Genomic DNA, 12,684 nt, shown 5'->3' on the forward strand with positions numbered 1-12,684 from the left:
TTAGTTTTTCACTAGAATAGTTATAGATACCATTCGAATTGCTTAAACAAAATTATTAAAAATACATTATGGATTTCTAATGCTTTTGAGAAAGGTCTCTATCTTGATCATAAATTTTCTTAAGATTTTGCTGAGCAATTACATCACCTTGATCCGCAGCTTTATTAAAATATTCAATTGTTTTCTGAGAATCTTGCGGAAAGCCTCGACCATAGTAATACATTCTGCCAAGGTTATATTGAGCAGCTTCGTAACCTTGGTTCGCAGCTTTATCCCAATACTCAGCTGCTTTTTGATAGTCCTGAGAAACACCTTGACCTTCAGCGTAAATTACTCCCAGTTGAGTCAAAGCGCTCACATTACCTTGATCTGCGGCTTTATTAAAATATTCAATTGCTTTTTGATCGTCTTGAGGAACGCCTTTTCCATAATAATACATACTTCCAAGATTATATTGAGCAAATGCATTTCCTTGATTCGCAGCTTTATTAAAATATTCAGCTGCTTTTTGATAATCTGCAGAAACACCTTGACCTAGAACATACGTCATTCCTAGCTTAAGTTGAGCATTTACGTTACCCTGATCAGCACGCTCTTTTACCAACATCAAAGAGCTTTTCGTTACAGTTTCATCAGCAAAAGTTTTTGATGAAAAATGTATCAACGTTACCGTTAAAGATAATACCGTAAATAATAAAATATACTTAATTTTTGTCATTACTAATCTTGTTTGTCATAAAACAATTTTACCCTGAGAATTTTGTTAAATTTAAACTAACTTTTATAAAACTCGCCCTGCAATAACTTTTAACTTTTCAACCACTTTAGGATCTCTTTTTTCTGGAGCTGTCATCAACGCATATTCCAAAGAATGATCACATCCAACAGAACAACTTGGGCGTTGATTTCCTAAATTAGGAATAGTTTTTTCCACTAAAGCACGTGCATTGCTGGCATTTTCAGTTAATGTTTTAATGACTGCTTCCACACTAACCGCATCATGATCTTCATGCCAACAATCATAGTCAGTAACCATTGCAACCGTCGCATAACAAATTTCTGCTTCACGAGCCAAAGCAGCTTCTGGCATATTCGTCATCCCAATCACAGACGCTCCCCATGAACGGTATAAATTACTCTCAGCACGGGTTGAGAACTGAGGCCCCTCCATTACAAGGTAAGTTCCGCCTTTTACAACAGACAAGCCAAGCTCTTTGGCATTATCAAATAATACTTGGCCTATTCTTTCACAAAAAGGATCTGCCAAAGAAACATGTGCAACGAGACCTTTACCAAAAAAACTTTTATTTCTTAGTCGTGTACGATCAATCACTTGATCGACAACAACAAAAGTGCCCGGAGGCAGCTCTTCTTTTAAAGACCCTACGGCAGAAACAGAAACAATATCTGTAACGCCTAACATTTTCATTGCAGCAATATTTGCTTGATAATTCACTTCGGTTGGGGAAACCACATGCCCACGACCATGACGAGGTAAAAAGACGCAGGACACGCCATCTAATTTACCAGTCAGTAATTCATCAGATGGATCGCCCCATGGGGTTTCTACTTTAACCCATTTTTGATCGGTTAATCCTGAAATATTATATAACCCAGACCCGCCAATAATCCCAATGACTGGTTGAGTATGTGTTGAAGTTGTATGTTTATTTGACATTTGACCAAACTTTTCGTTTTACAATCAATATTAAAATAGCAATGAACGTCATATAAATGACCATCATAATGCCGATACGATGACGTTCTATCAGATGTGGATGCGCTGTCCAACTTAAAAATGTCGTTACGTCTTTGGCTTGTTGCTCTATCGTTGCGGCTGTTCCGTCTGTATATTTCACACTATCTTGCGTTAATGGTGAACGCATTGCAATTTGATGGCCTGGGAAATAACGATTATAAACCATCCCTACTTGATCTGACTTAAAATCCGCAGGAGGATTTTGATATCCCATCAAAATCGCCATTATATAATCAGCTTGTTGCCCCATCCCCATTCCATAACGAGAAAAATCCAAAGGCACTTTTCCTTCGTTTACAGATTTCGCAATCAGTGTATTCGGATATGGAGATGGCAAATAATCAACAACTGTTGCTGGGCGATAAAAATCTTTACCCTGAGCATCTTTGCCATCTACAATCTGATCTTCTTTAGCAATTTTATCAATTTGATCTAAAGTTAATCCCATTTGCTGCAAATCTGCATAACGCATATATTGCACAGAATGACAAGAGGCGCAGGCTTTCCGATAAACTAAGTATCCTCTTTGCACACTGGACAGATCATACGTTCCAAAAACTCCCGTAAAGCTCCAAGGATAGTGCTTATATGACATTGTTTCTTTTGCATAAGAAAGCATTGGGATAAACAACCCAACTAGCATTAATCCAAATATAAACGGTATTTTTCTAATAATGAGGTTCATCATTTAGCCTCCTTCTCATCTAATAAAGATGTCGGAAGCGTTCTTTTTAACTCAAATTTTTCTGAGAACGGTAGGATAACTAAGAAATGTACATAATAATAAAGCAATGCCAAGCGGCCAAACCATACTAATCCTGTATGTGAATGATATTTCCCCACAATACCTAACATCACAAAAGAAATAACCAATAACAACAAGGCCACTCGATATAAAGGACGATATTTAGCAGATTTAATAGGCGATCTATCCAACCACGGCACTGCGAACAAAAGCAATAACGATCCTACTGACAAAAGTAGTCCTAAAAATTTAAATGGAATAATTTGTAAGATCCCATAAAAAGGCAAAAAGTACCATTCAGGCGCAATATTCGCAGGAGTTTCTAAAGGATTTGCCGGCATATAATTTTCACTATTTGTTAGCCAATCAGGAAAGAAAAATGCCAATACAACCAATACTAAAAGCGCAAAAACAATGACTACGCCATCTTTAGCCACATAATATGGATAAAATGGCAGTGTTTCTTCTTTCGTTTTAGGCTCTATGCCTTTGGGATTATTAGACTTCACCACATGTAAACAAATTACATGAATAAACACCACACCAATAATGAAAAAAGCCATGACAAAATGCAAAACAAAGTAACGATGTAAGGTTAAATCATTTGGTGAGCTGCCTCCCATTAACCAATGAGCTAACCCCTCACCAATCAACGGAACCGAAGAAATTGCCTGAATAACAACATTGGCAGCCCAGTAAGACATCTGCCCCCAAGGTAAAATATACCCAGCAAATGCTGTCATCATCACCATCATCATTAAAAATAAACCAGAGAACCAAACCAACTCTCTAGGATTTTTATAAGAGCCATAATAAAGCCCTCTAAATAAATGCAAATATAAACATGCTAAAAATAAATTAGAGCCCGCCATATGCAAAGCACGGAGTAACCAACCACTCGGCACGCGCCTTTCGATCATCTCAATCGACGCGAATGCTCCCGTTGCAGACGGTGTATAAGACATTGCCAAAAAAATACCTGTTGCCAACATCAACAATAGAATAACGGTTAAAACAGCCCCAAAAGCCCACCAAATATTTAAATTCCTAGGCATTGGAAACTGAATATACTCACGCCGAAAGGTCGAAAAAATAGGCAAACGTTTTTCAATCCATGTTGAAACAGCTTGTTTCTTAGGCGCTTCTTGATCAGGATTCAGTTCAGGACTATGAGTCATTACAACAGCTTTGCATCAAAATATACGATAAGTTGAACTCGTTTTATAAACAAAATTATTTTAATTAAATAATTTTGCCTTTATAATGCTACATTTATATGAAAAATAAAATTAAGTAAAAAAAACCTTTAAACAATATTTAAAATCTTTCATACTTATATATATTTCTCCTTTAAACCTTTATTGTAACAAGAATAACTATCTTATGCCCTCCTCGGTAACAAAACGCCAATTTTTACGCTTACTCTCTCTTGCTGGAGCAAGTATCACCACAGGGGCACTATCTGCTGCCCATGCTGATGAAACGCTTGCCATCAAACCAATACAAACCCGCAAAGATGATGAAGATTTTTCTTTTCTAGTAGGTGGACCAGAAAAAAGTGCTCTTGGAGAATGGGCCACGCAATTTTCTTCTAGTTTTGCAACCAGCCTACAAGAAACCGCACCTTTACCTGTAAAATATACGACGGGATATGATGGGGTTACAGGAGCAAATTTATTCGATACAAGAACCAGCCCTGATGGAAACACCGCACTTGTTACTTCTGGTAGTGCGTTTATTGCTTCAATGGCCGGAGATAAACGTGTACATTTCGATTGCGAACGATGGATTCCGATTTTAACTGGACTTTCACCATCTGTGACGATTGCTCGTCAACCTTTTCATAACTCTATTCCTGATTTACTAAAAAACAGATCCATGAAGGTCGCTGTTACTTCTGTCATCGGTCGAGAGTTGCCAACTCTATTGGGAATCGAACTTTTAAAAATCAATACAATTCCAGTAGACGGCTTTACTGATTATCCAACGGCAATTAATGCACTAAAAAAGGGGGATGTGGACGCGTTACAGCTCAGTACTCATGAAAGTGTTGCCCAAATCCCAGAGTTATTAAAAGACGGCCTACATGTCTTTTTCTCTTTGGATAATTCAACGACTTACGGCCCTCGCTTCAGTGACCTTTACAATCAGTTTCGTCATTATAAAACCGCAAATACGCTATTTGATGCTTGGAATGCAATTGCACTAGCCTCTAGAATGAGTGTTGCAATTATGCTCCCTATGTTGACACCATCTGCTCTCGTATCAAAATGGAAATTACATACAAGTAAAATCTTACAAGATAGCTCTATTATCAATATGGCTAAACAAAATGATACGACCTTACAAGAAAACCCAGTATGTAATGATACAATGAGCAAAATATGCCCCTCTATTATTACAACTATGGCTTTACAACGTTGGTTATCTGCAAAATCATCTAAATGGTCAAATAACTAACCATTAATACTAGCGGTTTCGTTTTAATAAAATTCGAACCGCTCCACCATTCCATTGCGCGGGATAAGTAGTTCCAAGAATTAAAGAGTGTATTGCTGGACGATTTAACCAATATGGTAGCTCTCTTTTTAAAATCCCGCCCTCTTTGTATCCAGTTCCAATCCCTGTAATAATTTCTACACAACGAATATTATTTCGTTGAGATTGAATTAAAAATTCTTCTAAAATAAAAAATGCGCGCTGTGCTGTATGCCCATGAAGATCTAAAATTTTTTCTGGCTGCATTTGTCCTTTATGGAGCTTCTTCCAAGTATTCGTATCCAGACCTGCTTGTTTCTGCCCAATACCTACAAAAGGTTTATACTCAAGAGGTTGTTCTTGCTTTCTCTTAAACAGCTTGTAATACTGAATAAAATTTTCTGTTTGAACTAACCTTTGTGAACGCTGAGAATTGGCTAATAATTTCTTATGATTATCAGGACGCTCATGAAAAGCAACTTTCATGGCAGGAGCCTCACATTGCTTTTCTTTACGAATTCCTCTGATTTGATTGGCAAAATGATCCCATAAAGATTGCTCTTCTTTATTTAATTTTCGTCCTCTTGCCAATTTCATTAACCCTTAAGATTGCATCAAACATATCAAATAAAAAACCTTTCACCAGAAGTCCAGTGAAAGGTTAAAGGATTTAAAATAATCTTTGTTGATTAAGGTGCTAATTTATCAATTGATTGGCCCTGATATTTACCAGTCAATGTTTTTAAGAAAGCAACAATATCATTAACCTCTTGATCTGATAAAGTATGATAAGGGGTTTGATATTTCAACATTTTTTCAACAGCTTCTTTTAATGTTTTTACACTACCATCATGGAAATAAGGACCTGTTAAAGCAATATTCCGTAATAAAGGCACTTTGAAACTATGTTTATCTAGTTCTTGATGAGTTACATTGTAACGTCCCATATCAGCTTCTGTTACTTTACCACCACGATCTGTGAAATAATCACGTTGTAATCCAAGCTCTTCATATGCAGCGCCACCAAGAGCAACACCATTATGACAACTTGCACAACCATTTTCTTTAAAGAGTTGATACCCGCGTTTTTCTTGAGCATTAATTGCCCCATCAACACCTTTTAAATACATATCAAAAGGACTATCTGGTGTAATTAATGTTTTTTCATAAGCAGCAATCGCATCAGTAATAGTTTTTTGATCAATAGTTGGGTTACCAAAAGCTTCTGTAAAATCTTTTTCATAAGAAGGTTCTTGGCGCAATTTATTCGCAACATCTTCCCAGTTTTTTGATCCCATTTCTAATGGATTCATTACTGGACCAGCGGCTTGAGCTTCTAAATCTGCAGCACGACCATCCCAGAATTGGCTGTGATTAAAGACCGAATTATAGACTGTTGGTACATTAATCGGCCCTTTTTGTCCATAAATACCTGTCGCAGTCACCAAACCATCAACGCCACCTTTTTGTAAATCATGACAAGAAGCACAGCTTAATGTGTTATCACCAGACAATCTTTTTTCAAAGAATAGCTTTTTACCCAAAGCAACAAGCTTCGGATCAACCGTTACAGATTCAGGAACGGGCTGCACAGCTTCAGATGCAAAACGATCAGCAACACCTTGAGTTGCATAATATTTTTTACGTTCTTGTTGAACCCATTTAATCACATCATCACGTTGTTGTTGTGAAAGACGAGCATGCCAATGCATTAATAAATATAATGACGGTGGCATCAAATTACGTTGCATCACAAATTCAATACGAGATAATGCAACTAAACCAACAGGTTTTCCTTCGTTAATTGCTTCGATAATGGGTTCCATACGGAAATTACGTAAGCCTTTTTCACGATCTTTTGCCATTAAACTACTGGCAACAGGGAGTTTAAAGTAAAAAGGCAAGTTTACTTTTTCCGCATGACAATAGTCACAACGAGCTTCTTTTAAAACGTCAAACGCAGCCATTGTTGTGGCATCTTGACGTGAAGGAGAGTTTTCTGCCAATGCAGGCGCTGTTTTATGGTCGAAACCATTAATATAAAATATTGTGGCACCATATGCCACCAGCCCAAGAACAATAATGGCTAGGATCAGTTTTTTCATGATCAGCTTTCTTTAGTATATCCAAAAGTTATTTATTCAAAACGATTTAATCGGACAGATACTATCAAAAGCAGTTACAACTGCCTATTTATTTTATGGCTTTGAACGCTATTCATCCTTTGAGTGTAGCATTTTTATTCTTTCTTTGGCAATTTTGACATAGTTTTTATCAATATCGATCCCAATCGCCCTTCCCCCAACTTTGTGCGTTGCCAACAAAGTTGTGCCTGTTCCCATAAAAGGATCAACAACCACAGGTTCAGGAACCCCGTGCAGCTTCAAGCACATTTCAGGTAATGCTTCTGGAAAAGTGCCAGGATGATTAAATTTTTCAGATTTTTTTCGAACGGTATTATAAGGGATAAACCATACATCTCCACGACATCGTAAATCATGCGCATGAGCCCGACGCTTAATATTGGTCTTATCTTTATAAGGAACGCCAACATTCAAACGCTGCAAAGGCACTTTACCCGTTTTCGTCAAATGAAATAAATGTTCATGATTTCGATGCAAAAAGCGACTACCAGACACAGGCTTAAAATGCCCATGACTATCACTACCAATAGAGATCGATTTAATCCACTCAATATGATTTTGTAGGCAAAAATGCTGCCTTAACCGAACCATTAGCTCAAAAGGCAACCAAGGATAAGAAGAGGATCCTGCAATATTTAAGAAAAAAGATCCCTCTTTTTTCATCACTCTTTTAATCTCAACACAAATCGTCTCTAGCCAATTGAGATACTCAATTTCTTCTTTTTGATCTTTATAAGAGCTATACGCAATTCCCAAATTATAAGGAGGCGACGTAATAAAAACATCAACGCTTTCATCACTCATTTTTTGTAAAACAGTTAAACAATCCCCACGCACCAATGTGTGTTGTCCAACTTTAAACCGATAAGGTCGAGAAGCTTCCCCCTCGACCACTGTATGAATAGTTTTAACTTTTTTAGGAGACACCCTAAACCCTCATCATTGAACAGCGGGGGGTTCTGTTGTTGCAACAGATGATGAAGCTTGCTCTATTCGACGAGGCAATAATAAATAAACTTTACCCTGTTCATTCATAAACCCAGCATACCATGCAGCTTGACTACCCCAGCCAGTAAATAAATCCAATCGATTCATTCCTGTAATGCCACCACCAATATCCTGAGCAAATACCATATGTTTCCAAGGCTGTCTAACTTGATTATTAGAAGCGGCAGGCATTGTTGTTTCTAACCACAATGGAACACCCAAAGGAATCCATTTTCTATCCACAGCAACAGAGCGCCCTGCTGTTAAAGGAGAACCTAATGCACCAATGGCTCCACTATTTCCATTTTGGTCAGGTAAACGACGGAAAAAGACATAGTTTCTATTTTGCTCCATCAAAGCAGTTGCTTGCTCTGGATGACTATGTAACCATGCACGCACAGAATACATATTAACAGCCTGTGAATCCATCGCGCCTTGATCGATTAGCAAGCGTCCCAGAGCCGTGTAAGGCTGACCATTTTTACCTGCATATCCTAAACGTAAGACTTGCCCATCAGGTAAAATAATTCTTCCAGCCCCTTGAACTTGCATAAAGAATAAATCAACTGGATCTTTGACCCATGCGATTTCTAAGCCTTTACCACTTAATGCCCCCTGATCAATTTGCTGACGCGTGTAATATGGAATAAACAAGCCTCCTTGCATAAAGCCATATTCAATTTGACCATCTGTGCCTTTTCTTGCAATTAGATCCGCAGGTTTACCATAGACTGGGACTTGAAATTCATCAGAACGTACCGTTGAACCCTCGATTTCTGGTTCATAATATCCTGTAACCTTACCATCCTGACCATCAGCGGTATATTGATACGGTTGCAACCATGTTTCAAAAAACTGCTTTGCTTGACTTGAATCTGCAATATTGACTGTATTTGCTGCATTACAAGCAGCAGACCAATCTTGTGCCTGACCACCATACACCCCAGATACACCTCCTAAATGTTTCTTAGGAGGTAATTTTTCTAAATACTGACAGTTTTGTCGAAATAAAGTGAGTAATTGACTGTAATTTTCTTGATTCCAGCCTGATAATTTTTGATAAGATACAGGATAAAATTCAGAAAGATTTTCCTGACTTTGTACACAAGCAGCTAACCCACCTGTGAGCAGCAAAGCACAAAAACGAACAAACGATTTCATCATAATACCCTTAAATCATATACCGAATTATTTACCACTACGTGCTGACTTTAAACGCCAAGATATGCCACTATTAACACCTAATAAACGTTCAAAAGTCCAAAAATCAATAAATTCTGTTACAGATTCTGTTCCTGTTACAGGATTACCATCCTTATCAAAGGTGCAGTTAATTTGATTCGAAATAAATTGCACTTCTATGACTGCACGATTAACAGAAATATCTTCGATAACTTGCACATTTGTCAGGGTAATTGAATGAATAGATTTAATCTCAATCATTTGTTTCTCTTGCAAATTACGTCGCGCCATAATCGAAGATTCAAATGCATTATAAGCATCAACCACCAACATTGATTTTAAAACAGCTAAATCTTCCGTTGCAAAAGCAGTCAAAACTTTACGAAAAACAATCTCAGACCCATCCACAAATTTCTGAGTTACAAAAGATGGATCTAGCTGAGCTATCCTGCTTAAAGCTTGACCTGCAGGTGTATCCATCGCAGGTAAATTAATTTCTACTTTTGGTTTAACAGGCTCAATTGGTTTTTCAGGATTGTTATTCAATGCCTGAGGACGATTGGCAGAGTTACTAGAAGGTGGCGTAACCATATCCTCTTTATTAAAACCTGTTTTTTTTCCTAACACACTACGTAAGCGTAAGATTAAAAATCCTGCTACTAAAGCGAAAAATATAATGTCGACTGGAAAGTTACCAAAATCCATTTTAAAACCTGTTAACCTAAAATATAGAATTTCTGATAAAAAATTATGTATAAATACACTTACTAATATTAACAATATATTCATACATTGTCACATTACAAAATAAATATTCACTGTAATTTGTATAAAATATTATTAGTTTACAAAAAAAATAAACATAAAAACAAAGTCTTATATATAGTTTTATACGGAAAATATTTTTTATATTAATTTTTATCATTTTTTAATAATATGATATAATAAAGCAATTCAAGATAAATATTATTTTAATAGAAAAGGCTGAATATGTCTGAAACAGTAAATGACGTTCCTGATTCTCATTTTGAAGAAGGCCCTCCACCACTTCCATTGACTTTGAATGCACAATTCACGAAAGATCTTTCTTTTGAAGTTCCCCATGGTGCAACTATTTTCGCAACGTTAGAAGAGGCTCCTCAAATTGCAGTTGCAATTGATGCTGATGCTAATCGTCTTAGCGACGAAGGTATTTACGAAGTTAGTTTAACTATTAAAGTAGAAGCTACAGAAGCACCAAGAGAAGATAAACAACCTTCTCGCACTGTATTTGTAACTGAACTTGTTTATTGTGCTGTTGTTTCTTTAAATAACCCACCAGATGAGTTAATCGAACCTATTTTATTGGTTGAAGTTCCACGTTTAATTTTCCCTTATGCACGTAATATCATTGGTGATGTCACTAGAGACGGTGGATTCCCACCTGTTGTTTTACAACCTATTGACTTTGTGTCTTTATGGCAAAATAAACAAGCTCAACAAGCTGCTCAAACACAAACAGAAGTTGGTCACGCTTAAAATATTTTAGATCAGAAATGCTCTTTTAATAAAAAGAGCATTTCTTCTGTATTAGGGTGTCTTGCAATATCAATACGCTTCCAAGAAACCCTCTCTAATACCCCTTTAGTCTTTTGACTAATTCCAACAGCTTGAATAGTTTTTAAGTATTTCCACAAGTGTTCTGGTAATAATTCTATAAAAAAACGTGCTGTTTCAGACGAGAAAAACAAAATACTATTAATCGTTTCTGATTGTAATTTATCTAAAAACTCATCTGATAATGTTTGTACAGGGATCGCTTGATAGACTTCATATTGTAAAGCTGAAAACCCTGCTTGCTTTAATAATGCATACAATAATTGCCCCTGCCCTTTAGCAAACGGAAAAAGCAATTGCCCTGCATCTGAAGATAATTTATCTTTTATTAACGCAGCTAAAGCAACGGCATCTTTATTAGCACTGAGTATATTTGTAAAACCAGCTTTTTGAGCATCTTGTGCTGTAATATCTCCCACCGTAAACACAGGAAAACAACGATAATCAATATGCTGCTTCGCAAGTTGTTGAATGGTAGGAGCAATCGCCTGCCGACTGGTAAAAACGATTGCTTGAATTGCACTGACGTCAAGATAATCAACAGTTAATGGCTGTATTGTCATGACTGGCATCAACAAAGGCTGCCAGCCTAAAGCGCTAACTTTGTATGCAGTTTCACTTAATCCTGGTTCTGGCCTAGTAAGCACAAGATAAGGTTTTTTACGCAGACTTTGATTATTCATTAAAGATATCAGCAGGACTATCTTTGCGTAATTGTTGTCCTAATTCATGCCCCAATGCCTCTGCATCTTCTGCCGAACCACTAATTTCTTTTTTCAACAAGAAAGAACCATCTTCTCTAGCAACCAAACCAACCAAATGGAGCTCTGGAGCCCCACCTGCCACAACAGGCAAGAGCTGTGCATAACCACCAATAGGTGTACGGCAAGAACCATCTAACTCAGCCAACAACGCACGTTCAGCCGTTGCAACTGCCTTTGCTTCTTGGTCTTCAATGGCTGCCAGCATTTCTCTGAGTTCAACATCAGCTTCACGCACGGTCACACCGACAATCCCTTGACCTGCTGCGGGAACCATAATGGATGGATCTAAAAGAACGTCAATGCGATCCTCCATTCCCAACCGTTGCAAGCCGGCTGCTGCTAAAAATGTTGCATCATATTTATTCGCAGTCACTTGATCTAAACGAGATTGAACGTTACCTCGTAACAAAGCGATTTCTAAATCTGGACGTATATGAAGCAACTGAGCCTGTCTACGCACCGAAGAAGTCCCAATCTTTGCCCCTTGAGGCAAACAATCGAATGGATAATCAGCGTCAACAGGACGGTATTTCGAATTGACAATCAAAGCATCTCGAGCATCTTGACGTTTTAATGTGCAAGCTAAAACTAACCCATCAGGCAATGTTGTTTCTAAATCTTTTAAACTATGAACAGCAAAGTCAATATTTCCAGCACTGAGCTGTTCGTGGATTTCTTTAGAAAAAAGCCCTTTACCACCAATCTCTGCCAAGCGTCGATCTTGTATTTTATCGCCTGACGTACTGATTTGAAACTCTTGAAAAGCACCCAATTCACGCAGCAATGGACAAAATTGTGTTAATCTTGTCAGGAAATTACGAGTCTGAACGAGTGCTAATGGAGACCCTCTGGTGCCTACTCTTAACGGAAGTCCTCTTCTTTGATACGCATCATGATGATCCTGTAACCCTTTATGTGCAGCTTTTTTCGCAACTTCTTGCAAAGCAGAGTTAGAAGAAATATGTAATAGTGTATCCGTGCTCATTTCAGATGTACTTTATTCTTTGATAGTGACTGTTTTTTAACTTA

The 12,684-nt window shown here is 37.4% G+C and carries 13 protein-coding genes; 2 read left to right on the forward strand and 11 right to left on the reverse strand.

Going from position 1 to position 12,684, the window contains the following annotated elements; all coding sequences use genetic code 11:
• Positions 1–76: 76 nt before the first annotated feature.
• The 4 genes from CIN_RS05675 to CIN_RS05690 form a co-directional block, all read right to left on the reverse strand.
• Positions 77–718 (reverse strand): tetratricopeptide repeat protein, encoded by a 642-nt coding sequence (locus CIN_RS05675; protein ID WP_008854103.1) that lies wholly within the window; start codon positions 716–718, stop codon positions 77–79.
• A 63-nt stretch (positions 719–781) separates the two neighbouring features.
• A complete protein-coding gene (locus tag CIN_RS05680; RefSeq protein ID WP_008854104.1) occupies positions 782–1,678 on the reverse strand; it encodes an S-methyl-5'-thioadenosine phosphorylase in 897 nt (298 codons plus the stop codon).
• Positions 1,668–2,447, reverse strand: a complete 780-nt coding sequence (locus CIN_RS05685; protein ID WP_083813353.1) for a cytochrome c1 — start codon at positions 2,445–2,447, stop codon at positions 1,668–1,670. Before CIN_RS05685 ends, CIN_RS05680 begins: the two co-directional genes overlap by 11 nt.
• Positions 2,444–3,682 carry a cytochrome b gene (locus CIN_RS05690; RefSeq protein WP_008854106.1) on the reverse strand — a complete coding sequence of 413 codons (1,239 nt, stop codon included), beginning with the start codon at positions 3,680–3,682 and terminating at the stop codon, positions 2,444–2,446. The genes CIN_RS05685 and CIN_RS05690 overlap by 4 nt, the downstream gene beginning before the upstream one ends.
• A 205-nt stretch (positions 3,683–3,887) precedes the next feature.
• Here CIN_RS05690 and CIN_RS05695 point away from each other — a divergent pair, with 205 nt between their 5' ends.
• Positions 3,888–4,964 (forward strand): type 2 periplasmic-binding domain-containing protein, encoded by a 1,077-nt coding sequence (locus tag CIN_RS05695; protein WP_008854107.1) that lies wholly within the window; start codon positions 3,888–3,890, stop codon positions 4,962–4,964.
• Positions 4,965–4,973: 9 nt separating this feature from the next.
• Here CIN_RS05695 and CIN_RS11405 read toward each other — a convergent pair whose 3' ends face one another.
• The 5 genes from CIN_RS11405 to CIN_RS05720 form a co-directional block, all read right to left on the reverse strand.
• Positions 4,974–5,579, reverse strand: coding sequence for a Smr/MutS family protein (locus CIN_RS11405; protein WP_008854108.1), 606 nt, complete (start codon positions 5,577–5,579; stop codon positions 4,974–4,976).
• A gap of 92 nt (positions 5,580–5,671) precedes the next feature.
• Positions 5,672–7,087, reverse strand: coding sequence for a cytochrome-c peroxidase (locus CIN_RS05705; protein ID WP_008854109.1), 1,416 nt, complete (start codon positions 7,085–7,087; stop codon positions 5,672–5,674).
• 108 nt (positions 7,088–7,195) lie between these two features.
• Positions 7,196–8,053 (reverse strand): DNA-methyltransferase, encoded by an 858-nt coding sequence (locus CIN_RS05710; RefSeq protein WP_008854110.1) that lies wholly within the window; start codon positions 8,051–8,053, stop codon positions 7,196–7,198.
• A 12-nt stretch (positions 8,054–8,065) separates the two neighbouring features.
• Positions 8,066–9,277: a murein transglycosylase A gene (gene mltA, locus CIN_RS05715; RefSeq protein WP_008854111.1), complete on the reverse strand. Its 1,212-nt coding sequence runs from the start codon at positions 9,275–9,277 to the stop codon at positions 8,066–8,068.
• Between the two features lie 24 nt (positions 9,278–9,301).
• Positions 9,302–10,000 (reverse strand): Tim44/TimA family putative adaptor protein, encoded by a 699-nt coding sequence (locus CIN_RS05720; protein ID WP_008854112.1) that lies wholly within the window; start codon positions 9,998–10,000, stop codon positions 9,302–9,304.
• A gap of 285 nt (positions 10,001–10,285) precedes the next feature.
• Between CIN_RS05720 and secB the strand changes: the two genes are divergently transcribed.
• Positions 10,286–10,813 (forward strand): protein-export chaperone SecB, encoded by a 528-nt coding sequence (gene secB, locus CIN_RS05725; RefSeq protein ID WP_008854113.1) that lies wholly within the window; start codon positions 10,286–10,288, stop codon positions 10,811–10,813.
• 11 nt (positions 10,814–10,824) lie between these two features.
• On the opposite strand, the gene CIN_RS05730 is transcribed toward secB, so the two are convergent.
• Together CIN_RS05730 and hemC are read right to left on the reverse strand one after the other, a co-directional pair.
• Positions 10,825–11,574 (reverse strand): uroporphyrinogen-III synthase, encoded by a 750-nt coding sequence (locus tag CIN_RS05730; protein WP_008854114.1) that lies wholly within the window; start codon positions 11,572–11,574, stop codon positions 10,825–10,827.
• A complete protein-coding gene (hemC, locus tag CIN_RS05735; protein ID WP_008854115.1) occupies positions 11,567–12,640 on the reverse strand; it encodes a hydroxymethylbilane synthase in 1,074 nt (357 codons plus the stop codon). Before hemC ends, CIN_RS05730 begins: the two co-directional genes overlap by 8 nt.
• Positions 12,641–12,684: the final 44 nt, after the last annotated feature.

The organism is Commensalibacter intestini A911 (genome assembly GCF_000231445.1).
GTDB classification, from domain to species: Bacteria; Pseudomonadota; Alphaproteobacteria; order Acetobacterales; family Acetobacteraceae; genus Commensalibacter; species Commensalibacter intestini.

Excerpts from the sequence above, each read along its gene's own strand:
- CIN_RS05685 (WP_083813353.1), bottom strand. The coding sequence starts at position 2,447 with ATGATGAACCTCATTATTAGAAAAATACCGTTTATATTTGGATTAATG.
- hemC (WP_008854115.1), bottom strand. The coding sequence starts at position 12,640 with ATGAGCACGGATACACTATTACATATTTCTTCTAACTCTGCTTTGCAA.
- CIN_RS05695 (WP_008854107.1), top strand. The coding sequence starts at position 3,888 with ATGCCCTCCTCGGTAACAAAACGCCAATTTTTACGCTTACTCTCTCTT.
- CIN_RS05705 (WP_008854109.1), bottom strand. The coding sequence starts at position 7,087 with ATGAAAAAACTGATCCTAGCCATTATTGTTCTTGGGCTGGTGGCATAT.
- CIN_RS05680 (WP_008854104.1), bottom strand. The coding sequence starts at position 1,678 with ATGTCAAATAAACATACAACTTCAACACATACTCAACCAGTCATTGGG.
- CIN_RS05720 (WP_008854112.1), bottom strand. The coding sequence starts at position 10,000 with ATGGATTTTGGTAACTTTCCAGTCGACATTATATTTTTCGCTTTAGTA.
- CIN_RS05730 (WP_008854114.1), bottom strand. The coding sequence starts at position 11,574 with ATGAATAATCAAAGTCTGCGTAAAAAACCTTATCTTGTGCTTACTAGG.
- mltA (WP_008854111.1), bottom strand. The coding sequence starts at position 9,277 with ATGATGAAATCGTTTGTTCGTTTTTGTGCTTTGCTGCTCACAGGTGGG.
- CIN_RS05690 (WP_008854106.1), bottom strand. The coding sequence starts at position 3,682 with ATGACTCATAGTCCTGAACTGAATCCTGATCAAGAAGCGCCTAAGAAA.
- CIN_RS11405 (WP_008854108.1), bottom strand. The coding sequence starts at position 5,579 with ATGAAATTGGCAAGAGGACGAAAATTAAATAAAGAAGAGCAATCTTTA.
- CIN_RS05675 (WP_008854103.1), bottom strand. The coding sequence starts at position 718 with ATGACAAAAATTAAGTATATTTTATTATTTACGGTATTATCTTTAACG.
- secB (WP_008854113.1), top strand. The coding sequence starts at position 10,286 with ATGTCTGAAACAGTAAATGACGTTCCTGATTCTCATTTTGAAGAAGGC.